The following is a 21203-nucleotide window of genomic DNA, read 5'->3' as shown; positions in this document are numbered from 1 at the left end:
AAGGAGCGGGACCAACACCCGCTCCTTATTGTTTCTTATGCCGCTGGCTTATCGCTACGGCCGATACCGAGCAGCTGGTAGAAGACGAGGGCCGCCAGCGTTGACGTCGCAATGCCGCCAAGGGCGAAATCGCCGATCGTCAGCGTGAAGTCGCCAGCGCCGAAAATGAGCGCCACACCGGCGGTGAAGAGGTTGCGGGAATCCGCGAAGTCTACCTTGTTGACGATCCAGATGCGGGCCATGGCCGAGGCAATGAGGCCGAACACCGAAACGGCCAGACCAGCCAGAACCGGGGCCGGGATCGTCTGCAGGATAGCGCCGAATTTCGGTGACATGCCGAGGATCAGCGCCATTATGGCAGCAATCACGAAGATCAGTGTCGAATAAACCTTGGTCATCGCCATGACGCCGATGTTTTCGGCATAGGTGGTGACGCCGGTGCCGCCGCCCGAACCGGAGATCATGGTCGCAAGGCCATCGCCGAGGAAGCCGCGGCCGATATAACGGTCCATGCTCTGGCCGGTGATCGAGCCGAGCGCTTTGATATGGCCGAGATTTTCCGCCACCAGAACGACAGCGACCGGCGCGATGAGGGTGATCGCCTGCCAGTTGAATTCAGGCGTGGTGAAATGCGGCAGGCCGAACCAGGCTGCGTTGCTGACGGCGGTGAAATCGATGCCGGGCACGATGCCGAGGCCGTTGCCGAGGATCAGGACCAGTAGATAGCCGAACAGCAGCGCGAAGAGCACGGACAGGCGCTTCGTTCCACGCGGTCCATAGGCGGCGATCATCCCCATGCAGAGAACGGTGAGCAGCGCGATGGTTATATGCGTGCCGCTTCCCTTCAACTGGCCGACAGCGACCGGCGCAAGGTTGAGGCCGATGGAAACGCCGATGGCGCCGGTGACGACCGGAGGCATCAGCCGTTCAACCCAGCCCGTGCCGATGGCCATGACCACAAGGCCGATAAAGGCATAGAGCGCGCCGCAGGCGATGATGCCGCCGAGCGCGATGGCGATATTGGGATTGGGGCCGGTGCCGCCATAGCCGGTTGCGGCGATCACGACCGCGATGAAAGCGAAGGACGAACCGAGATAGCTTGGCACTCGGCCTGCCGTCAGCACGAAGAACAGAAGTGTGCCGATACCGGAGAAGAAGACGGCCACATTGGGATCGAAACCCATCAGCAGCGGCGCAACGATAGTCGAGCCGGACATTGCAAGAAGATGCTGCACGCCCATCGGTATGGCGGCGGCGGCTGGCAGGCGCTCGTCAGGAAGCACGACGGCGTTTGATGTCAAACGCCAACTTGGAAAATAGCCCATGATGTCCCTCTGGAAAATATTATCCTGTTGCCTTTATCGCCTCATGGCGGCGATTTCCAGAGGCGATCGGCCCAAACAGCAAGCGAGTTGTTGATGAGTGGTCTCCACAGTTTTCAGCCTGTCACCGTCACGTGGCCCTTATCATCCGTCACCGTTCCGATGATGCTGGCAGATGGATAACCGGCGGCGCGAATACTATTCAAAAGCCTTTCGGCTTCCTCCGGCGCACAGGATACGAGAAGGCCGCCGGATGTCTGCGGGTCAGTCAGCAATTGCTGTTTCCAGAGCGGATAATCGTCCGGAAGCCGCACCTCATGGCCGTAGCTTGCCCAGTTGCGGGTGGAAGCTCCGGTCACGAAACCGGCTTGCGTCAGTCGTTCGGCCTGCTTGAGAAAGGGGAGAGCGGCACAATCAAGGGTAATGCCTGCATTCGAACCGCGAGCCATTTCGAGCGCATGGCCGAGAATGCCGAAGCCGGTGACATCGGTGACGGCATGAACGGCATCATCCTTGCCAAGTGCGGCGCCAACCCGGTTCAGAAGCGTGACGGATGCCATCATTTCATCATAACCGGCGCTGTCGAGTTCCTGCTTCTTGAAGGCAGCAGAATATATGCCGACACCGATTGCTTTGGTGAGTATCAGTGTGTCTCCGGCGCGCGCGCCGCTGTTTTTGCGCAGGCTCGAAAGCTTACAGGTGCCGATGACCGCCAGTCCATAGATCGGTTCTGGCGCGTCGATGGAATGCCCGCCGGCGACTGGAATGCCAGCTTCAGCGCAGATGCTGGAGCCGCCTTTCAGGATTTCGCGGATCATTTCGGCGGGCATCTTGTTCACCGGCATGCCGAGGATCGCCAGCGCCATGATCGGTGTTCCGCCCATGGCATAAACATCGGATATCGCATTGGTGGCTGCGATACGTCCGAAATCGAACGGATCGTCCACCATCGGCATGAAGAAATCCGTAGTGGCGATCACGCAATTTTCGTCATCCAGTTGCCAGACAGCGGCATCGTCGCCGGTTTCCGTTCCGACGAGAAGTTGGCTGAAAGGCTGCATGACCGGCTGGTCTGACAGCAGGTCCTGCAGAACGGCCGGAGCAAGCTTGCAACCGCAACCGCCACCATGGGCAAGCGTGCTGAGACGAATAGGCGATGCGATATCCATGATGTCCTCAAAATTTATATCGTTATTTCGCGTGCTGTCATCGCGTAGCGGAAAGCATCCGCATCGAGACAATCAAGACGGGCGCTGGCGACTTCGGCCTGCGGATACATCAGGAAGCCGAGTTCCGGCCCTTGCGCGGAGGGCAAGGCGATATCGCTGCCATCATTGAAGGCGATCCAGTTGCCTTCCCATGAACCGAATAGCTTTTGCCGCACGGCCATGACACGCGGATCGTCGGCGGTCAGCCCGCCCTTTTCCTCTTCAAGCATCACCTTGCGCACATCCGCCGGATCGGTCGCGACCCAGCCAATGCCGTCGAGATAGATTTCGGCGCGGCAGTGCTGAGCCTTGGTGATGACTTCGTTCTTCGCGCCAAGGCTCTTGTAGCCGAAGGCGGAAGGCGCAACGCGCACGCCATAGAGGTCGCGGGCCGGAATTTCCGCCGCCCTGACCAGAGCGACAAACAGCGGATTGATGTCGGCGCATTTGCCGCCGAGATCGCCGCTATCGAGCATGGCGACGATATTGCCGTCACCGCAGCCGCGTGTCGAGGCGCGTCGATAGGTGTTGGCGACGACCCAATCATAGATCAGGCGTGCCTTCTCCTGATCGGTGTCTGCACCCGCAACGATCTTGTCGGACGTCTGTTTGACGATGCCATCGACCGGCGCAAGGCGCGTCCCGGCCAGATAGCGTTCGCGTTCCGCGCGGGTCAGCGGTACGGCCTTTGCCGAGGCATCGAGATTGCTTGCACGGTCGCGGGTGGAGATGAGGCTGATGATTTCGGCTTGCGGGTTTGCTTCGTTTGCGTCCCATTCGAGGTAAAGCAGGCCGGTGCCGCTGGCCGGATCGCGGTCGAGCCGCGCGACCTTGGCGTTTGTCGTCCAGCGATTGCCTTCGGGACGGTTCCAGTCGTTGCCATTGAACCCCGCCATCGGAACCCAGACACGAATGACTTCTCCTGAAGCGGCAGGCGTAACGCTGGTGGTGATCTCGAAGCTGCGCCAGCCCGACGGCTGCGGCGCGAATGTGTTGTTGGCCGCTGACGCAAAATTCGGCAGCATGCTGAAGGCGGCGCAAGCCGCACCGGATTTAAGAAGTTCCCGACGGTTCATGACGATCCCCTTTTTGCTTTGAATTGTTCTTGTTGAAATTGCGCGAGAAAAATCGTTCCGCCCGCCTTCGGTCCGGAAAGCGGTAGGTATGCAATGATTGCAGGAAATCTGGATGCGGCTTTGCCCGATTGAAATGAGGCTGATCTGAGGATCGCAAAACACCGTCGCATCGGGTCAAGGAAGCCGACGCGAGGCAAGAGCCACTCAAAATTCAGGCCCCGAAACTCGGGAGCAACAAAAGAAGCCACGATGTTAGTTTGGCGATTTTACACAGGAACGTCAATCAGTCTGCACTCTTTCAAGTCATTCTTGTGACAATGCCTATGTAATAATACCTGACAAAGAAAGTCATGTTATTGATAAATGTGCTTTATTATTAAATTTTTTAGCCTGCAGTTCGGTTGACAACTTGGTTTTATTGCGGTGAACTGATGGTCAGGCAAGTCCAATTTAAAGAAGAATATGTTTCGGCATTTTTCTTCTGACGATCAGGGAGGTGCAGCGCAATGAATGTGGAGCTCTCACGCCGCCAGTTTCTGGGCGGAACGGGGGCGGTAGTGGCGGCTTCGGCGCTTGGGTCCTTCGGTTTTGGTGCGGTGGAAAGCGCCTATGCCGAATCCATCCGCCCTTTCAAGCTGACGAACACGACCGAAACCCGAAACACCTGCCCTTACTGCTCGGTCGCCTGCGGCGTCATTCTTTACTCCAAGGGTGACGTCAGGAAGAACGAGAAGGCCGAGCTGATCCATGTCGAAGGCGACACGGATCACCCGACCAATCGCGGCACGCTTTGCCCGAAGGGTGCGGCGCTGAAGGATTTCGTCAAGGCGAAGACCCGCCTGCAATATCCGCAGGTGCGCGAGCCGGGTTCATCCGAGTTCAAGCAGATTTCCTGGGAAGATGCGCTCGATCGCATCGCGCGGCATCTGAAAGACGACCGCGATGCCAACTTCATCGCGAAGAATGCGGCCGGCACAACGGTCAACCGCTGGACCTCGACGGGTTTCCTCGCAGCTTCGGCGACCACCAACGAAACGGCGTTTCTCACCTACAAGGTGGTGCGCAGCACAGGCATAGTAGCATTCGACAACCAGGCACGCGTCTGACACGGCCCAACGGTGGCGAGTCTCGCCCCAACATTTGGCCGCGGAGCAATGACCAACTCCTGGACCGATATCAAGAACACCGATCTCGTCGTCGTCATGGGCGGCAATGCTGCGGAAGCGCATCCGTGCGGCTTCAAATGGGTGACGGAGGCCAAGGCCAATCGCGGCGCCAAGCTGATCGTCGTAGATCCGCGTTTCACGCGCACGGCGTCTGTGGCGGATTTCTACGCGCCTATCCGGCAGGGATCGGATATCGCCTTCCTGCTCGGCGTCATCAACTACTGCATCCAGAATGATAAGGTGCAGTGGGATTATGTGAAGCATTTCACCAATGCCAGCTACATCATCAAGGATGGCTTCGAATACAAGGACGGGCTGTTTACCGGCTATGACGAGGAAAAGCGCGACTATGATCGTTCGAGCTGGGATTATGTGATTGGCGATGACGGCTATGCAGTCATCGACGATACATTGCAGAATCCGCGTTGCGTTTGGAATCTCCTGAAGCAGCACGTTTCGATCTTCACGCCGGAAATGGTGGAACGCATCTGCGGTACGCCAAAGGAGAAATTCCTGAAAGTGGCCGAGATGATGTCCGAATGCTCGGCGCCGGACAAGACGATGACATCGATGTATGCGCTCGGCTGGACGCAGCATTCCAAGGGGTCGCAGAATATTCGCTGCATGGCGATGCTGCAGCTCATCCTCGGTAATATTGGCGTGCGCGGTGGCGGCATGAATGCGCTGCGCGGTCACTCCAACATTCAGGGACTGACCGATATCGGCCTGATGTCCAATCTTCTGCCGGGCTATATGAACATCCCGGTCGAAAAGGAAACCGATCTCGAAATCTATATGTCGACACGCGGTTTCAAGCCGCTGCGCCCGAACCAGACGAGCTACTGGCAGAACTATCGCAAGTTCTTCGTCAGTTTCCAGAGGGCGATGTGGGGCAGTGCCGCGACCGTCGAAAACGACTTCGTTTATGACTGGCTGCCGAAGCTCGATGTGCCGAATTACGATATGCTTCGTATTTTCGATATGATGCATGAAGGCAAGGTCAACGGCTATGTCTGTCAGGGGTTCAACCCGCTGATGGCTGTGCCGAACCGCAAGAAGCTGACCGATGCTTTGTCGAAGCTGAAATTCCTCGTGACGATGGACCCGCTGGAAACGGAAACCTCGCGTTTCTGGGAAAACCACGGTGAATATAACGACGTGGATTCGGCTTCCATCCAGACGGAAGTGTTCCAGCTGCCATCCACCTGCTTCGCAGAGGATGAGGGTTCGCTCACCAATTCCGGGCGCTGGCTGCAATGGCACTGGCCTGGTGCTACGCCGCCCGGCGACGCGAAGACCGACAACTGGATCATGGCGCAGATATATTTGCGGCTGAAGGGGCTTTATAGCAAGGAAGGCGGGGCCTTCCCCGATCCGATCCTCAATCTTGTCTGGGATTATAAGGACGAAGGCGAGCCGACGGCGGAAGAACTCGCCAAGGAACTGAACGGTCGTGCTCTTTCCACGGTGACCGACCCGACCGATCCGACCAAGGTTGTTGCCGAGGCGGGCAAGCTTCTGTCCGGCTTCGCGGCACTGCGCGACGATGGTTCGACGGCATCGGGCTGCTGGATTTATTCCGGTTGCTTCACCGAGGCTGGCAATAATATGGCCCGCCGCGACAATCATGATCCGGATGAGACCGGCGCCTATCTCAACTGGTCGTGGGCATGGCCTGCAAACCGTCGCATTCTCTATAACCGCGCCTCTGCCGACCTCAACGGCAAGCCGTGGGATCCGAGCCGCAAGCTCATAGAATGGGACGGTTCGAAATGGACAGGCTATGACGTGCCGGACATTGCGCCGACCGCCAAGCCGGAAGAGGTCGGTCCGTTCATCATGAATGCGGAAGGCTCCTCGCGTCTGTTCTGCCGCGGCATGATGCGCGACGGTCCGTTCCCGGCCCATTACGAGCCGTTTGAATCGCCGCTCGCCAATGTGATCGCACCGAAAATCCGGGGTAATCCGGTGGCGCGCGTTTTCAACGACGACTTCAAGCAGTTCGCGGAAACGGCCTCGGAGGAGTTCCCCTATGCGGCGACCTCCTACCGCTTGACCGAGCATTTCCACTACTGGACGAAGCACGTCACGGTGAATGCCGTTCTGCAGCCCGAGTTCTTCGTGGAAATCTCCGAAGAGCTGGCGAAGGAAAAGGGCATTGCCAAGGGCGACTGGGTGCGCGTGTGGTCGAAGCGCGGTTCGGTCAAGGCCAAGGCCGTGGTGACCAAGCGCATCAAGCCGCTCATCTGCGACGGCAAGACGGTGCATGTGGTCGGCATCCCGCTCCATTGGGGCTTCATGGGTGCTGCCCGCAAGGGCTTCGGCCCGAACTCGCTGACACCGTTTGTCGGCGACGCGAATATCGAGACGCCTGAATTCAAGGCGTTTCTGGTCAATATCGAGCGCTCAAGCGCGCCTGTAGCTTAGGAGGGATTAGAGATGTTTCCACCCGTTCCCAATCCTAGCGTCCAGCCGCAACAGCCGCGTTTCGGTGAAAAGGACCTGATCAGGCGGTCGGCGTCGAATGTGACGCCGCCTGCAGAGCGTCAGACGGAGGTGGCGAAGCTCATCGACGTGTCGAAATGCATCGGCTGCAAGGCCTGCCAGTCAGCCTGCGCCGAATGGAACGACACGCATGAGGAAGTCGGCATCAATGTGGGTGTCTATGACAATCCGCACGACCTGACGCCGAATACCTTCACGCTGATGCGCTTTACCGAGTGGGACAATCCCGATACCGGCAATCTGGAATGGCTGATCCGCAAGGATGGCTGCATGCATTGCGAAGACCCCGGCTGCCTCAAGGCGTGCCCGGCGCCGGGCGCAATTGTGCAATATTCCAATGGCATCGTCGATTTCATCCATGATGAATGCATCGGCTGCGGCTATTGCATCAAGGGATGCCCGTTCAACATTCCGCGCATTTCGGAAGTGACCCACAAGGCCTACAAGTGCACGCTCTGTTCCGACCGCATCGCGGTTGGACAAGGACCGGCCTGTGCCAAGGCCTGCCCGACACAGGCCATCGTCTATGGCACCAAGGACGAGATGAAGGAATGGGCCGACGGTCGCATCAAGGATCTGAAGTCGCGCGGCTTTGAAAATGCCGGGCTTTACGATCCGCCGGGCGTCAGCGGCACACATGTCATGTATGTGCTGCACCATGCCGACAAGCCCGAAATCTACGCCAATCTGCCGAACAATCCGCGCATCAGCCCGGTTGTCGAGGCGTGGAAAGGCATGACCAAATATGCGGGCATGGCCGCAATGGGGCTGGCCGCAGCAGCAGGTCTGCTGCATTATGTCTTCAAGGGTCCGAACGTCGTGACAGAGCATGACGAGGAACAGGCCGAAAAGCTCACGGGAGAAAAAAGCTCATGAGCAAGACCGACTTTGACGATGTTGAACGCGGTGACGGGATAGAACCCGGCAAGCCGGTCAGGGTGCACCGCTATTCAGGCGGCGCGCGTTTCAATCACTGGATCACCGCCATCAGCCTCGTGCTGCTGGCCTTGTCGGGCCTTGCGATGTTCCACCCCTGGCTGTTCTTCCTGTCAGGTCTGTTTGGCGGCGGACAATGGACACGCGCTATCCACCCATGGATTGGCGTGGTGTTGTTCTTCAGCTTCCTTGGGCTTTTCGTGCGTTTCTGGAGTGCCAATCTGTGGAAGCGCGAAGACAGCCAATGGCTGGCACAGGCCAATGACGTGATTGCTGGCCATGAGGAAAAACTGCCCGAAGTCGGCAAATATAATGCCGGCCAGAAGCTTGTTTTCTGGTCCATGTCTTTGCTGATTATCATTCTGATCGTTTCCGGCGTGATGATCTGGAACGAATATTTCGGTTCCTTCACCAGCATCAACCAGCAGCGCTGGGCCCTGCTTGTCCATTCCATGGCGGCGGTGGCGGCGATCTGCGTCTGGATCGTGCATGTCTATGCCGCGATCTGGGTCAAGGGCACAATCCATGCGATGACACGCGGCACGGTTACTGGCGGCTGGGCATGGCGGCATCATCGCAAATGGTTGCGCGAACTGACATCGAAGCAGAAAGTGAAACAGGGTGGCAGCAAGCCTGCGGCCTAGAGCGCATCCCGAAAAGTGAGAAACGGTTTTCGGAACAAGATGCGCGAAAAAACAAAAAGATAGAGCATTTCCAATGATTCAATCAAAACAGGAAATGCTCTAGAAATTCGCACCAACGGGCTGTAATTTCCGTTGGTCGCCTCAGAATGACAGTATTCAGTGGTCCACGTGGCCCGTTGGGTTCGTGAGGAGTGATATGGCAGGCAAGAAAGATCTGGTGCCGGACCCAACGGTCATCGGCGAAATATCGGCCCCACCCTTCGTGCAATTGCCGGACCCCGGCGCGCTTTTTGCTAAAAGAGCAGAGCGTCTGCGTCTTTTGGGATCGGTCAGCCCGCTTAAACCCTATCTCGAATTTATTGCCGATCTGAGCGAGGCGCAGTCCGACATAGCGGCTGGTCTCGGTCCTGTTGCTGTGCCGCAGGGCCAAGAGCGGGGACGAGAGTTCGGCATGCCGTCGATCGATCGTGCGGACGCCATATCGCAAGCAGCGCTCGATACTATCTTCGACCGGCTGTTCGAGCGTGCTCGCAATATTGCCAAGCCGCAGGATGCAGCCGATGCGCTGGAGCGTGTGGCCAATAGCAGTGCGGGTGAACGTCGCCGGATGATTGAGGCAATTTTCGCCGGTGTTTTGCCGCCGGAAGCAATTGCTGAACATATCTATGTCTGGGCAGGCTTGCAGCTCTATTTCACGCGGCTTGCAGCGGCGCTTGACCCGAAATCGGTGAAACCCGTTGCCGATGGCGTTTGCCCGACTTGCGGCAGCATACCGTCAAGCTCGATGGTCGTAGGCTGGCACGGTGCGCATGGCGCACGCTTCTGCTCCTGTTCCGTCTGCAACACGCTCTGGCATTATGTGCGGGTCAAATGCGTGTGCTGCGGCTCCACAAAGGGCATCGGCTATAAGGAAGTCGAGGAAGGCGGCGGCATCATCAAGGCCGAAACCTGCGACGAATGCCAGCGTTGGGTCAAAATCATCTATCAGCAGCTTTCGGCGGATGCCGATCCGATGACCGACGATATTGCGAGCCTCGGTCTCGATATATTGATGCGCGAAACGCCTTACGGGCGAGGCGGCTTCTCTCCGCTTCTTGCCGGGCTGTGAGGTGTCATGGACCAGATCAGGGCTTCGCTGCGTCATCTTCCATCCGTGGATTCCATCTTGCAAATGCCCGAGCTTTCCGGGGCATTGGAGCGTTTCGGCCACGCATCAGTGACGGAGGCTGTGCGAAAGGCGCTGGGCGATGAGCGGGAGGCGGTGAAATCCGGCACCCCGCTTTCAAGCAACACGCATTTGGCTGAACGGGTTCTCCATTTGCTTGAAGCGTCGGGACAATCGAGCCTGCGCCCGCTGTTCAATCTGACCGGAACCGTTCTGCATACCAATCTGGGGCGCGCCATTCTTGCTGAAGCGGCCATCGAGGCCGCTACGCAAGCCATGCGGCAGGCGGTCTCGCTTGAATTCGACCTGTCGTCGGGCGGGCGCGGCGAGCGGGACGACCATCTGCGCGCACTTGTCTGCGAGCTCACGGGGGCGGAAGACGCAACCGTCGTCAACAATAATGCAGCCGCCGTGCTGCTGGTGCTGAACAGCCTTGCCGCAGGCAAGGAAGCCATTGTATCGCGCGGCGAACTGATCGAGATCGGCGGCGCATTTCGCATGCCGGACATTATGACCCGCGCCGGGACGCGGCTTGTCGAAGTCGGCACCACCAACCGCACTCATCCGCGTGATTACGAAAACGCAATCAACCCGGATACGGGGCTGGTACTGAAGGTCCATACCTCCAACTACCGGATCGAAGGTTTTACGCGGGAAGTCACGGCACCGGAACTGGCCACAATTGCGCAAGCCAAGGGCGTGCCGCTGGTCAATGATCTTGGCTCCGGCACGCTTGCCGATCTGACTTCTTTCGGTCTCGCACACGAGCCGACGGTGCGCGAAGCGGTCGCCGAAGGTGCAGATATTGTCACCTTTTCCGGCGATAAGCTTCTTGGTGGGCCGCAAGCGGGGTTCATCGTCGGGCAGCGCGACCTGATTGCCGGCATCAACAAGAACCCGATGAAGCGCGCCTTGCGTGTCGACAAGATCAGGCTCGCAGCACTTGAAGCGACGCTGAAACTTTATCGCAACCCGGAACGGCTTGCGGAAAAGCTGCCGACCATTCGCTATCTGGCGCGTCCGCAGGCTGAAATTGCCGCGCAGGCAGCACGGATCAAGCCGGAGCTGGAGAAAATACTCGGCCCGACTTTTATCGTGACGGTGACAGATTGCGCCAGCCAGATCGGCTCTGGTGCATTGCCGCTCTCGACCGTTCCAAGTGCCGGATTGTCGATTGTGCCGAAGGACGGCAGCGGCTCCGCGCTGACAGCACTTGCCGGTTCATTGCGTGCACTGCCCCTGCCGGTTATCGGGCGGATCGAAAAGGGCGCATTCGTGCTCGATCTGCGCTGCCTTGATGACGAGACTAGTTTCGTTCGGAACCTGTCATCCTATGCGGCTCGCTGATCTTTTCACCCGCAAGCCGAAGCCTGACACGACAGCTCAAGCGCTGGAAAAGGCGCTTGTCGCTGCAAAGGCGGGCGATTACGCAACGGCGCTTTCCATCTGGGAGCCGCTGGCACGTGCAGGCAATGCGCGCGCGCAGAACAATATCGGCGCCTGTTTTGCGGGCGGCATGGGCGTTGAGAAAAATGTCGACCTCGCGCAGCGCTGGCTGGCCTTGTCTGCTGCGGCTGGCGATGCTTCCGGCCAGCGCAATCTCGCTTCGCTGCTGTTCAAGGGCGAAGACATTGAAGCCGACTATCCGGAAGCGGCAAGGCTGTACCGGCTTGCCGCAGAACAGGGCGATCCACAGGCGCAGGACATGCTGAGCTGGATGCTCATGGAAGGCGAGGCAATCTCCGCCGATCCCGTCGAGGCACGCGAGTGGGCGCAGAAGGCGGCGGAGGGCGGTGTTGCGAGCGCCATGACGCGGCTTGGCATGATCTATCATAATGCTCTCGGCGTGCCGCGTGATCCGTCTCAGGCCGTACACTGGTGGCGGAAGGCATCCGCCGCGGGCGACGCGGATGGGGAAGGCATGCTTGGCGCGGCGCTGCATCTTGGCATGGGCGTGGAACGCGACCCGATAGCGGCTTACGAATGTCTCATGCGCGCCGAGGCGGGCGGCAGCGCGCTTGCCGCTCCTTTCATCGAGGCAGCGCGCAATGCGCTGAACGAAAAGCCATGATCGTCGGAACGGCGGGGCATATCGATCACGGCAAGACCTCGCTGGTGCGCGCGCTCACGCAAGTCGATACGGACCGGCTGAAAGAGGAAAAGGCACGAGGCATTTCCATCGACCTCGGCTTTGCCTATCTGCCCTTGTCCGGTGACGAAAAGGATATTCTGGGCTTCGTCGACGTGCCGGGACACGAAAAGTTCGTGCATACGATGTTGGCCGGTGCGGCGAGCATCGATTTCGTCATGCTGGTTGTCGCTGCCGATGACGGGATCATGCCGCAGACCCGCGAACATCTGGCAATCGTCAATCTGCTTGGCATCCGGCGCGGTGTCGCCGTCATCACCAAATCCGACCTTGTCGAACCTGACCGTCTTGCCGAAGTTGAAATCGCTATCCGCAATGAACTGGCGCTGACAGGGCTTGTCGACATTCCCGTTCTGGCGGTCTCGACCGTGTCGGGTGCGAGGATCGACGATCTTAAAACCATGCTGGAAACCGAAGCCCATGCATTCGGCGAGCGGCGGGCAAATGGACGCTTTCGTCTCGCGGTGGACCGCTCCTTTACGCTCAAGGGCGCAGGCACAGTGGTCACGGGTACGGTGCTTTCCGGTAAGGTCGCCATCGGTGACTATCTGGTCATCAGCCCGTCTGGCAAGGACGCGCGCGTCCGCACCATTCATGCGCAGAACAGGCCAAGCGAAACTGCTGAGGCGGGTGATCGCTGCGCGCTCAATCTGGCGGGTGACAGTATATCGAAAGAGGCAGTGCATCGCGGCGATATGCTGGTGTCACCCGGCCTTCATCGCCCGACGGACCGCATTGATGCATCGTTGCAAATCCTGTCCTCGGAGAAAAAGCCGCTTGGTCAGTGGTTCCCGGTTCGCTTGCACCATGCCGCAACCGAGGTCGGAGCACGCATCGTGCTTCTGCGGGAAGAAGAGCTTCGGACTGGCAACGAAAATCGCGTGCAGCTGGTGCTGGATCGTCCTGTTACGGCTGCTGCCGGAGATCGTTTCGTCATCCGGGATGTTTCCGCGCAACGCACCATCGGCGGCGGACGTTTTCTCGATCTGCGCCCGCCGCAACGCAAGCGCCGTAGCCCGGAGCGCATGGCGCAGCTTGACGCCCACTCCATTGACGACCCGGTGGAAGCGGCACGCGCACTTCTGTCTGTCGAGCCTTATTATCTTGATGCGACAGCATTCCTGCGCGACCGCGCTTTGCCGGACGATCCACAAGATCTGACGCAGGCGCTCGATGCCGTGATGCTCCCGCAGGCGAACTCCGTGCTCTTGCTGTTACCAGAACGATGGGATGCTCTGCGCGAGGATATTCTGGCCCGGCTCGGCACTTTCCACGAAGAAAATCCAGACCTGATCGGCATGGGTGTAGAGCGGCTGAGGTTGCTGTTGAAGCCGCGCCTGCCAGCACCAGCCTTTCGCGCGGCCATCGCTGCGCTGATCGAGGCCGACCTGCTGAGGCTGGACGGTGCCTGGCTTCGCCTCCGCGATCATGAAGTGACGATGAGCGATGCCGACGAGACGCTCTGGCAACGCATCGCGCCGCTGCTTGACGGTGAGGCTCGTTTTCGTCCGCCGCGCGTGCGCGATATTTCGGGTCGGCTTGATGAACGGGAGGAAGATATTCGCCGCCTGCTCAAGCTTTCAGGGCGCATGGGCCGGGTGCATGAAGTGGCACACGACCATTTTTTCCTGCGGGCGACAATTGCCGAAATGATCGGCATCCTGTCGGATATGGATGTGGCATTCGATAGTGGCTGGTTCATTGCGGCGCGGTTTCGCGACCGGGTGGATAGCGGTCGCAAGGTGGCGATCCAGATACTGGAATTCTTCGATCGTAACAGCGTCACGATAAGGCGCGGAGACATGCGCCGCCTGAACCGCCGCAAGCTGGACTTGTTCGGCGATTTCGCGCAAGGGGAGACACTGTCGTAGGTAGTAGAAGGAAGAAAGATATTGATACCGCTTGGGTAGCGATAAATTCTTCTATTGTTCGTGGCAGCATATACACGTTCACACTACCTATGTGATTTTTGACCGTTCCTATTTGACCACTTGCAAAATCACTAGATTCACGCTTTGAAGTTGCAGGGGACGGGGATCAATATGCGCGCTATTTTCTATACTGCACTATCATCCATCATAGTCGCGAGCACGCCAGCGGCTGCTTATTGCAGCAAGCCTTCCGCGCCGTATTGCGCAACGAGCTTTGGTGATTTTGACGATCAATGGGAATTTGATCGCTGCAAAAGCGAGATGGAAAGCTATCAGGACGACGTTCGACGATACATGAGCTGTAGGAATGATGAAGCACAAACTGCCGTTGAAGAAGCGCAAAGTGATAACAATCGGGCGTTAAATGAATTCAACGACGCGGTCTCGTCATTCAATAATCGAGCGCGATAATAACAAACACATAATGTGGGGATGGCTATGCGGGGAATAATCTTGGTTGTAGTCGCAATGACGTTGGCGGCATGCACGACGCCGATGCGAGAGGCACGCTTGAAACGTGAAGCGCAGCAATGTGAGGCTTTTGGATTTCAGCCAGGCACGGATGCATATGCAAATTGTAGAATGCAATTTGAGTTGAAACACAAGCAGGAGGCGGCTGAATTTGGACAATCCATCGGGAATGCGGTCAGCAGTTCGTATGGCGGCGGTTCGTCATCAGCGCCTCAACCGAAATCGGTCTATTGTACCTCTCATCAGAGCTACCCAGGCGCAACCGTGCAAACGATGTGTTATTGAGAGCGCTGCAACGCAAACGAGGAAGCAATGAAATCTTTATCGTCAGCCATCTGCCTGATACTGGTTCTGGCCGTCATTGGCGGCTGCGCCAACAGGTCGTGTAGAGACTGGCCGGGAACCTGCATCATTCAGTGATCGGCGGCTGGAAACCAGCCGTCCAGATTGACGCTCTGATTGCTGGTGCTGTAGGAATGAAATGGTAGCAACCGGGCGGAAAACCGCCTGCCGCTACGGTAGCTGATCAATATCTGGAAGGGATGCATGCCCGGTGGCATGTCCGGACTTCAAATCCGGGAGGGGCCGATAGACGGTCTTTGGTGGGTTCGACTCCCATTCTCTTCCGCCTCGTCCATTGATTTTATTACGTTTTTTAGAATTAATTACCCGATGCCATAACTCAGAAATGAGGTGAGCGGCAATTTATGCCGCCCGTTCGTTTATTCTCGCCTCAATCCATGCCTCTACTTCAGCGCGCACATAAGCAATTCGCTTCGCGCCAATCTTAACCGGGCATGGGAATTTCCCCTCCTTCGCCATCATGGCTAACAAGACGCGGGACATAGTCGTGACTTCTGATGCCTCTTTCGGAGACATGAGGCGCGGCTTGTTCTCATTTGCTAGTTCAGAGGCCATATCTCACTCCCTTTCCCGCAGTGCGGCGCGGCCGGCGTCGGTGATCGCGCATGATGCAGTCAGACCAGCATTAAGCATCGCAAAATGCTCGTCTGCGGTTATGGACACCGTTTTATAACCGATGGTTTCCCCGGTCGCATCGCGCTTAATTTTTTTGGCTTGCATAACGGTCCAGTTTTCAGGTGGCCCAAAGCAATCAACGATTTTCCCGTTTGAGCGAGATTTCCATGCGAATATTTCTGGTTCCTCGCATAGAAGGGATAGCATGCGTTTTTGGTTGCGCGTCAGCTTCATTCCCCACCGCCTTTCAGGGCTTGGCGCTGTGCCGTCTCACCGCTTATCTCGATATGATCGGCAATCTCGCGCAACAATGATGCCATTTGGCGCAATTTCTCTTGGTTCGGATCGCTGTCAAGATAAGGGCGAGAGTTAGGAACATCGCCTATCAGCGCAGAAAAGTAAGTCCGCGTCGGGTTGTGAAGATGGCAATATTCTCCGGCAGGGAACAGGCTGTCTACAAAAGCCTGCGCCTGTTCGCGTGTCAGCTTCATTCGCTCTGCTCACCTAGTGCGGATGCGGCGAGCATTACGCGCCAGCAATCGCTGAACGTTATGTCATAGTCTGCATCCCAATCTTCCTCATTGGCTGATGCCAGCATCCTCTCTGTCGGCTCCTGTAGAGCGGCGAGGATTTCGTTGAGGATATTCTCAGCGGTGACAAGAGTTGTTTCCTTGTCTGGAAATTCAAAATGAGAAGCCACCTTCTCAATGAGTTCCTTACTCGGCATTGCTGGAAACCTCCCGGAGAATAGCATCGCGCTCGATAGCAATCGTGTTGATGCAATTGGCGATACTGTCTTCAATACTTTTCTCAATGTTGTGCTTCGCAAAGGCAGAGATGGTCGCCATTGCCTCTCTCACGCCTGTGCCAGTGTGAGTAAAGGTTTGATCAATAGACACGGTAACGGTGAACAGGCCCGAGCTAATCAGCCTCTCGTGGTTGTTCCGAAGCCATTTCAGAGCCTTTTCATTGCTCTCAATGCATTCTGTGGCTTTGTTGATGCGTTCAAGGTTCATGGCTTGCTGGCCTCCTTTGCGCGCAAGATGGCGATGCAGATTGCCAGCGGCAACGTTGGCGCTTGCCCTTGGATAGTTTGGGCACCGTCAGATATTTCGACGGTCCACCCCACAGGCATGACGTCATTATCCAACCCTCTTGCCCGGATGTAATCCTGACCGATGTGTTCAAAGGTCCACCCCAGCAACACCCTCTCAGCCAGCGCGATTGCGGCGTCTATAGAGGCGGTGAGTTCCGGTATGGGACCATGAAGTACGCCACGCGGTTCGCCGGACATAAGATAGCGCCAGATTTCGCCATCCACTTCCCTGTCAGGCGCGTCTAGCTTGGAGAGGCGGGTAATAATCTCTGAAATCATCGTGCGAGCCTTTCCTGACAATCAAGGCCAACGTTCTCATCGCCAGCGCATTGGCGTTGCCAATCTGGGTGACAAGGCGCGACTGGATAGAGCGCATCACGCTGATAGCCTTCGTGGTAAACGTCGATATCGATAAGAATGCCGTTCACGCATTCGACGTCTTGGCCGAAACGATTATCCAACCAGCCGTTTTTGCAGTGCTTGCAGTTCTGGCTCATGACGGCTTCCCTCCCAGCACGGCGCGGGCTTCAACGAAATGACGCATAAGCAGGTATGCATTATTCCAGCCAAGTACGGGCTTATCTGAGGGCGTTCGTTCTGCGTAGCCTTCGGTGAAGCCTTTCATCGCTTCATTGAAGAACGACACGAACGGCTCCAGCGCCCGTTCAGCCGCCGCGAGCTTGGCTTCGAGGGCTTCGGCGCGGTTGTAATGGTGCAAGGTGCTTTCGTTATCGAGTTCGCGCTGCTTATCCAGCGCCTCTGCCAACTCCTTAACCCGCGCAGTCAGCGCCGCGTTGTCGGCTTCAATTGCTGCTATGCATTCATCAAGCTCGGCAGGAAGGTCAACGCCCTCGATTGCGTCGCCGTAGCCGTCATAACCAGATCGCTTCCGGATCACGGCTAGAACCTTCGTCGCCCATTCAGGCCACGGGGTCATCTGAAGCTCGGAAATTTGGTCTGCCTGTGCGTCGTTTTCTGATTGCAGACGGGTATTCTCCGCCCGTTCCGCCGCCAATAGCTTCTCAGCCTGCGAGCGTAGGCACACTTCTGTGCCAATCGACAGCGGTCGATCAATTATTGATAGACGAGACATATCGCCAAGACGGCTATCAACCTTGGCCACCGTCTCCAGTCCCGTATCTGTAGCGGCAGGCGCGGGGCGGGTGTTCCATTGCTCAACTGTGCAGACAATGGCACGACACGGACAATCCATGTTATCGCAGCACGCCATTTTCTTGTTACCCCGTATCCACTCATGGGCTTTGTATTGGCAAAACGGGCAAGGCTTCAGTTCACTCGCCATGACGGTCGCCTCCTGATGGTGCAGAGGGGAGACCGGCGTTATGGGCTTCAACTATCCGGACAAGCGTGTCGCGATGCACCTTAATGGGGTACAAAATCGGCTCATCATCATTGCTCGCCTGTTCAAGCTCAATGCCCCAGTAGCCTCGGGCACATGCCGCTTCGAAAATGCGCCAACGGCCCCCATCCCCCTCGACCTTACCGGCGTCGGCATGGTCCGGGATAATGAAGGACGTTTCGCTGTCGATAACGACGCGCTCTCCGCGCTGATGGAGCATCATGGCAAGGTTTGCAATGTCTACCGGATCGCCTTTCCAGATGTGCTGAATGAGCAAATAGGATAGGTATTCTGCCGAACAATCATCCTTATTTTCCCAACCGCCACGGCCTTCCTCGCGCTTCTTCGCAAGCTTCTGCTTCATGGCAATTGCAAAACGGTCAACTGCAAGATCGTCGGCATGGCCCGGGGAGGATAGGGCGCGGATGGCTGCGGCAATCGTTTGGTGGTGCAAATCAAGACCGGCTCGCTTTGAAGGAACCAAGCGAACCCCGTCAGGAGACGAAGTGTAAATGTGGCTTTCGATAAACTGTGCCGCTTCCTCCAACGCCAGCGAACGCGCTGCGGATGGCTGCTGTCTGCCAAAATCCTTGAGAGCGAAATCACGCTCCGCGCCCTTGTCGTGGTCATATGCCCGCAAGAGCCATTGCGGGTCCGGGTGCCACTCTGTTGAACCGAACCAAGGTCGAATAGGCGTGATGGCACGCTCAGAGGTTTCGCCGCGATAGTTCGTGTAAGTCAGCGTTATGGGATTTCCCATATCGAGAGCGGATGGCTCAAGAGCGGAGAGGATGCGAGCGGAATAATCGGCCTGCGCGGCGGCTTTGGCGGCTTCTTCGTTTGGAGCTTCACCGTTGGCCTCATTCCACCCGCCTTCGACTGACCAAAACCACTTTCCATTGGCTTCGTCATGCGTCCAAGTGCGATAGGTGCCGAAATCGGTGTCGCATCGTGAAAGCGTGTCACTCAGCGGCGGCCTGATCCAAGCCATCTTCTTCACGGCTACTTGCACGGGGAGGAAGGGGAGAGCGCTGAGATATGCGCGGATAGTCCGGGAGATTTCATCAACCGTTCTGGCGAAGATAGGATCATTCGCAGCTCTGATTTCCTCAAATTCACTATCGGTGGTATCCGGTGACGTGATCCGGGCGCATTCGCGTACGGCGGCAATGACGGCATTCGGGTCGAGTTGGATTTCTGCTCTCGTCATAGCTTTTCTCCCGCATTGCGAAATACGGCTTCAATGTTGCCTCGCACTTTCCCAAAATCTCGGCACAGTTCTCCGTCCCGCGACCGGGCGCTTGAACTGAGACGATTGAAGGCAAAAGCCAGAGCTGTGTAGGCTTCTCGAAGCGCCTTGAACGCAGGATCGTGAGCGTTAACGGCCTTCACGATTAGGGCTGCGTCTTTCTCCCGGTTGTCGTAGTTTGCCTGATAGTCTTCCTCATCCAGCAGGGTCGTTGCCACAAGCTGGTTTTCGGGTCCGAGAATAAGTGTCTCGTCTGGCGAGTTATTCTTCCATGGGCGACGGGTTGCACTGGTCACGGCTTCTTCCGGTAGGGTGGTCATGCTTGCGATCCTCCGACGATTTCTCCGGTGCGACGGTCCACGACCTCGCCGGATATGAGCTTCTTGAAGCGGGAGTTCTTTGAACCAGCCATGGACGGCTCTTTCCTGATCCCGCGATGCTTTTTCCTGATTTTGTTGACCTTGGATCGAACCGTGGCTTCTGCCTGGGTCTTGCGCTTGTGTGCGGTATCCAAGACAGCCTGAAGGTTACTCTCCCGGTTCTCGCCACCCAGCCAAAGCGGAATGATATGGTCGTACTCGACCTTATCTCCCGGCATGAACTGGCGTCCGGTGAGGGCGCACTTGTCGCCCTGTCGGTCTCGTATCCGATCCTTCACCTTATCAGGTGGCATGGAGTTGTCGGACTTGCCGACCCATTCAGGTACGGTCCGCATTATCCAGCCCTCGGAAGATCGTTGACCTGTGCAACGTCGATGTTTGCGATATTCGCGATGCGTTCCTTGTCGAACTCTTCATCACCTAGCATGACCTTGGACAAGAACACCGAAACAGCATCAACTCGTATGATCGTCGGCTTATCCACCCAATCGGGAGCGTTCTGCTTAATGCTCCGGTATTGGTCCCGTGCCACGTCCAGATCGCCGCCGACCATTGCCGAGGCGATAAGCATGTTGACCGAGTTCAATACCCAGGCATCGGCGTCAGCATCGGTAAGGGGTAGTTCAGAAGCGCCCTGTTCGCCCGTATCCGGCTCGCTGGCTGGCGTTTCTGGTTCTTCGGTAACAATCTCCGCTTCTTCGACTTTCGCGCTCTGTGGCTCGTTTCCGAATGGATCGGCAACGGTTTGAACCGGCGTGATGTTCTTGGCATTGTCAGCGCCTTGGAAGTCCTGCGCTTCCTCACGGTCATAGACACCGAGCAGAACTTCCGGCACATACCGGCGCGCCCATGAGCGGGCGGCGAAATAGCCAAGCTGCTGTTGCGGGTCTGACTTCCAAAGCGGGCTGTTCTTGGTCGTGATCGAGCCGATTGTCGGGGAGGTGTATTCGTACACTTCGCCATCCAGAATACCCGACACGGTGCAGGTCATATCGTTGCCGGTGCCCTTGTATTCGTACTTCAAACGGCCTTTGATGCCAGAGCGGGTATTGACCACGGCGGCAATAAGCTGGGCTTCATAAGCAATGGTGCCATTGACCGAATAGGACTTTGACGCCACTGCAAAAGGAGACATCTGCCATTCAAGGGCTTGCATGGCCACGGCCATACACGCACCGGCATTACCGCGCAGATGCTTCGGAAGGGCGATATCGGCCTTGCTCATCACCTCTGCAAAGCGAACAACTTCGCCAAGGTTCTGCGGTGCGATGCTCGATCCATTGGCACCAGCCGTTACCGAGACGCTGTTTATCGAGTTTTCGCGGGTTGCTACCTGGTTCATTCTACAGCCTCCAGCGCCTTCTTAAGCGCGATGTTCAGTTCTCGGATTTCTGACAGCCCCAAGGGCTTCCGGTCATTATCAGTATCGCCTATGGCGGCGTTGAAACCGCGTACCCAGCAAGCAATGTCCGATAGGCCGTTCTGCGCCCACTCTGCTTGCTTCTTGGTCATCCTAATGGTGACAATCGGTTCGCCTATCTCGGCATAATCTGCATCAAGGATCATC

Annotated in this window: 24 protein-coding genes and 1 tRNA gene; 9 read left to right on the top strand and 16 right to left on the bottom strand. The window is 57.3% G+C overall.

The features are described 5' to 3' along the window. Nucleotides 1–35: 35 nt before the first annotated feature. The 3 genes from MKS82_RS23190 to MKS82_RS23180 form a co-directional block, all read right to left on the bottom strand. Complete coding sequence (locus tag MKS82_RS23190; RefSeq protein ID WP_109988103.1) at nt 36–1325, bottom strand: solute carrier family 23 protein; 1290 nt, start codon at nt 1323–1325, stop codon at nt 36–38. A gap of 113 nt (nt 1326–1438) precedes the next feature. Beyond that, a complete protein-coding gene (gene selD / locus MKS82_RS23185) occupies nt 1439–2491 on the bottom strand; it encodes a selenide, water dikinase SelD (protein WP_109988102.1) in 1053 nt (350 codons plus the stop codon). A gap of 14 nt (nt 2492–2505) precedes the next feature. Beyond that, the gene (locus MKS82_RS23180; protein ID WP_109988101.1) at nt 2506–3606 is read right to left on the bottom strand and encodes a transglutaminase domain-containing protein; all 1101 of its coding nucleotides are present in this window, start codon (nt 3604–3606) and stop codon (nt 2506–2508) included. A gap of 506 nt (nt 3607–4112) precedes the next feature. Here MKS82_RS23180 and fdnG point away from each other — a divergent pair. The 9 genes from fdnG (at nt 4113) to MKS82_RS23135 (ending at nt 15201) form a co-directional block, all read left to right on the top strand. Next, nucleotides 4113–7199 (top strand): formate dehydrogenase-N subunit alpha, encoded by a 3087-nt coding sequence (gene fdnG, locus MKS82_RS23175; protein ID WP_240579358.1) that lies wholly within the window; start codon nt 4113–4115, stop codon nt 7197–7199. 12 nt (nt 7200–7211) lie between these two features. After that, nucleotides 7212–8153, top strand: a complete 942-nt coding sequence (gene fdxH / locus MKS82_RS23170; protein ID WP_109988099.1) for a formate dehydrogenase subunit beta — start codon at nt 7212–7214, stop codon at nt 8151–8153. Further along, nucleotides 8150–8857 (top strand): formate dehydrogenase subunit gamma, encoded by a 708-nt coding sequence (locus MKS82_RS23165; RefSeq protein WP_109988098.1) that lies wholly within the window; start codon nt 8150–8152, stop codon nt 8855–8857. The genes fdxH and MKS82_RS23165 overlap by 4 nt, the downstream gene beginning before the upstream one ends. A gap of 196 nt (nt 8858–9053) precedes the next feature. Beyond that, entirely contained in the window at nt 9054–9965 is a 912-nt protein-coding gene (gene fdhE, locus MKS82_RS23160) for a formate dehydrogenase accessory protein FdhE (protein WP_109988097.1), read from the top strand. Nucleotides 9966–9971: 6 nt separating this feature from the next. Continuing rightward, nucleotides 9972–11369 (top strand): L-seryl-tRNA(Sec) selenium transferase, encoded by a 1398-nt coding sequence (gene selA, locus MKS82_RS23155; protein WP_109988096.1) that lies wholly within the window; start codon nt 9972–9974, stop codon nt 11367–11369. Continuing rightward, a complete protein-coding gene (locus MKS82_RS23150; protein ID WP_109988095.1) occupies nt 11356–12093 on the top strand; it encodes a tetratricopeptide repeat protein in 738 nt (245 codons plus the stop codon). Before selA ends, MKS82_RS23150 begins: the two co-directional genes overlap by 14 nt. After that, on the top strand, nt 12090–14042 hold the full coding sequence (gene selB / locus MKS82_RS23145) for a selenocysteine-specific translation elongation factor (protein WP_109988094.1): 1953 nt from the start codon (nt 12090–12092) through the stop codon (nt 14040–14042). Before MKS82_RS23150 ends, selB begins: the two co-directional genes overlap by 4 nt. A 171-nt stretch (nt 14043–14213) precedes the next feature. Beyond that, nucleotides 14214–14513: a hypothetical protein gene (locus tag MKS82_RS23140; RefSeq protein ID WP_146206485.1), complete on the top strand. Its 300-nt coding sequence runs from the start codon at nt 14214–14216 to the stop codon at nt 14511–14513. A 595-nt stretch (nt 14514–15108) separates the two neighbouring features. After that, nucleotides 15109–15201, top strand: a tRNA-Sec gene (locus MKS82_RS23135). 77 nt (nt 15202–15278) lie between these two features. Here the strand turns inward: MKS82_RS23135 and MKS82_RS23130 are convergent. From MKS82_RS23130 to MKS82_RS23070, 13 genes are read right to left on the bottom strand one after another with little or no spacing between them, the layout of a single operon-like run. Next, the gene (locus MKS82_RS23130; protein ID WP_276313481.1) at nt 15279–15452 is read right to left on the bottom strand and encodes an AlpA family phage regulatory protein; all 174 of its coding nucleotides are present in this window, start codon (nt 15450–15452) and stop codon (nt 15279–15281) included. 42 nt (nt 15453–15494) lie between these two features. Next, a complete protein-coding gene (locus MKS82_RS23125) occupies nt 15495–15785 on the bottom strand; it encodes a hypothetical protein (RefSeq protein ID WP_240579357.1) in 291 nt (96 codons plus the stop codon). Further along, complete coding sequence (locus tag MKS82_RS23120; protein ID WP_240579356.1) at nt 15782–16042, bottom strand: hypothetical protein; 261 nt, start codon at nt 16040–16042, stop codon at nt 15782–15784. Before MKS82_RS23120 ends, MKS82_RS23125 begins: the two co-directional genes overlap by 4 nt. Then, on the bottom strand, nt 16039–16278 hold the full coding sequence (locus tag MKS82_RS23115; RefSeq protein ID WP_240579355.1) for a hypothetical protein: 240 nt from the start codon (nt 16276–16278) through the stop codon (nt 16039–16041). Before MKS82_RS23115 ends, MKS82_RS23120 begins: the two co-directional genes overlap by 4 nt. Beyond that, on the bottom strand, nt 16268–16567 hold the full coding sequence (locus tag MKS82_RS23110) for a hypothetical protein (RefSeq protein ID WP_240579354.1): 300 nt from the start codon (nt 16565–16567) through the stop codon (nt 16268–16270). Before MKS82_RS23110 ends, MKS82_RS23115 begins: the two co-directional genes overlap by 11 nt. Further along, nucleotides 16564–16926: a hypothetical protein gene (locus tag MKS82_RS23105; RefSeq protein ID WP_240579353.1), complete on the bottom strand. Its 363-nt coding sequence runs from the start codon at nt 16924–16926 to the stop codon at nt 16564–16566. Before MKS82_RS23105 ends, MKS82_RS23110 begins: the two co-directional genes overlap by 4 nt. Beyond that, nucleotides 16923–17144 (bottom strand): hypothetical protein, encoded by a 222-nt coding sequence (locus tag MKS82_RS23100; RefSeq protein ID WP_240579352.1) that lies wholly within the window; start codon nt 17142–17144, stop codon nt 16923–16925. Before MKS82_RS23100 ends, MKS82_RS23105 begins: the two co-directional genes overlap by 4 nt. Next, on the bottom strand, nt 17141–17950 hold the full coding sequence (locus tag MKS82_RS23095) for a hypothetical protein (protein ID WP_240579351.1): 810 nt from the start codon (nt 17948–17950) through the stop codon (nt 17141–17143). Before MKS82_RS23095 ends, MKS82_RS23100 begins: the two co-directional genes overlap by 4 nt. Beyond that, nucleotides 17940–19217: a hypothetical protein gene (locus MKS82_RS23090; RefSeq protein ID WP_240579350.1), complete on the bottom strand. Its 1278-nt coding sequence runs from the start codon at nt 19215–19217 to the stop codon at nt 17940–17942. The genes MKS82_RS23095 and MKS82_RS23090 overlap by 11 nt, the downstream gene beginning before the upstream one ends. Then, the gene (locus tag MKS82_RS23085) at nt 19214–19576 is read right to left on the bottom strand and encodes a hypothetical protein (RefSeq protein ID WP_240579349.1); all 363 of its coding nucleotides are present in this window, start codon (nt 19574–19576) and stop codon (nt 19214–19216) included. Before MKS82_RS23085 ends, MKS82_RS23090 begins: the two co-directional genes overlap by 4 nt. Next, complete coding sequence (locus tag MKS82_RS23080; protein WP_240579348.1) at nt 19573–19971, bottom strand: HNH endonuclease; 399 nt, start codon at nt 19969–19971, stop codon at nt 19573–19575. The genes MKS82_RS23085 and MKS82_RS23080 overlap by 4 nt, the downstream gene beginning before the upstream one ends. Further along, nucleotides 19971–20978, bottom strand: coding sequence for a recombinase RecT (locus MKS82_RS23075; RefSeq protein WP_240579347.1), 1008 nt, complete (start codon nt 20976–20978; stop codon nt 19971–19973). Before MKS82_RS23075 ends, MKS82_RS23080 begins: the two co-directional genes overlap by 1 nt. Beyond that, nucleotides 20975–21202, bottom strand: a complete 228-nt coding sequence (locus tag MKS82_RS23070) for a hypothetical protein (RefSeq protein WP_240579346.1) — start codon at nt 21200–21202, stop codon at nt 20975–20977. Before MKS82_RS23070 ends, MKS82_RS23075 begins: the two co-directional genes overlap by 4 nt. Between the last annotated feature and the right edge of the window lies 1 nt (nt 21203).

It is taken from the genome of Ochrobactrum sp. A-1 (assembly GCF_022488005.1).
Taxonomy (GTDB): domain Bacteria; phylum Pseudomonadota; class Alphaproteobacteria; order Rhizobiales; family Rhizobiaceae; genus Brucella.
Note: the sequence above shows the minus strand (reverse complement) of the source record. Positions and strands in the feature narration are given on the sequence as shown.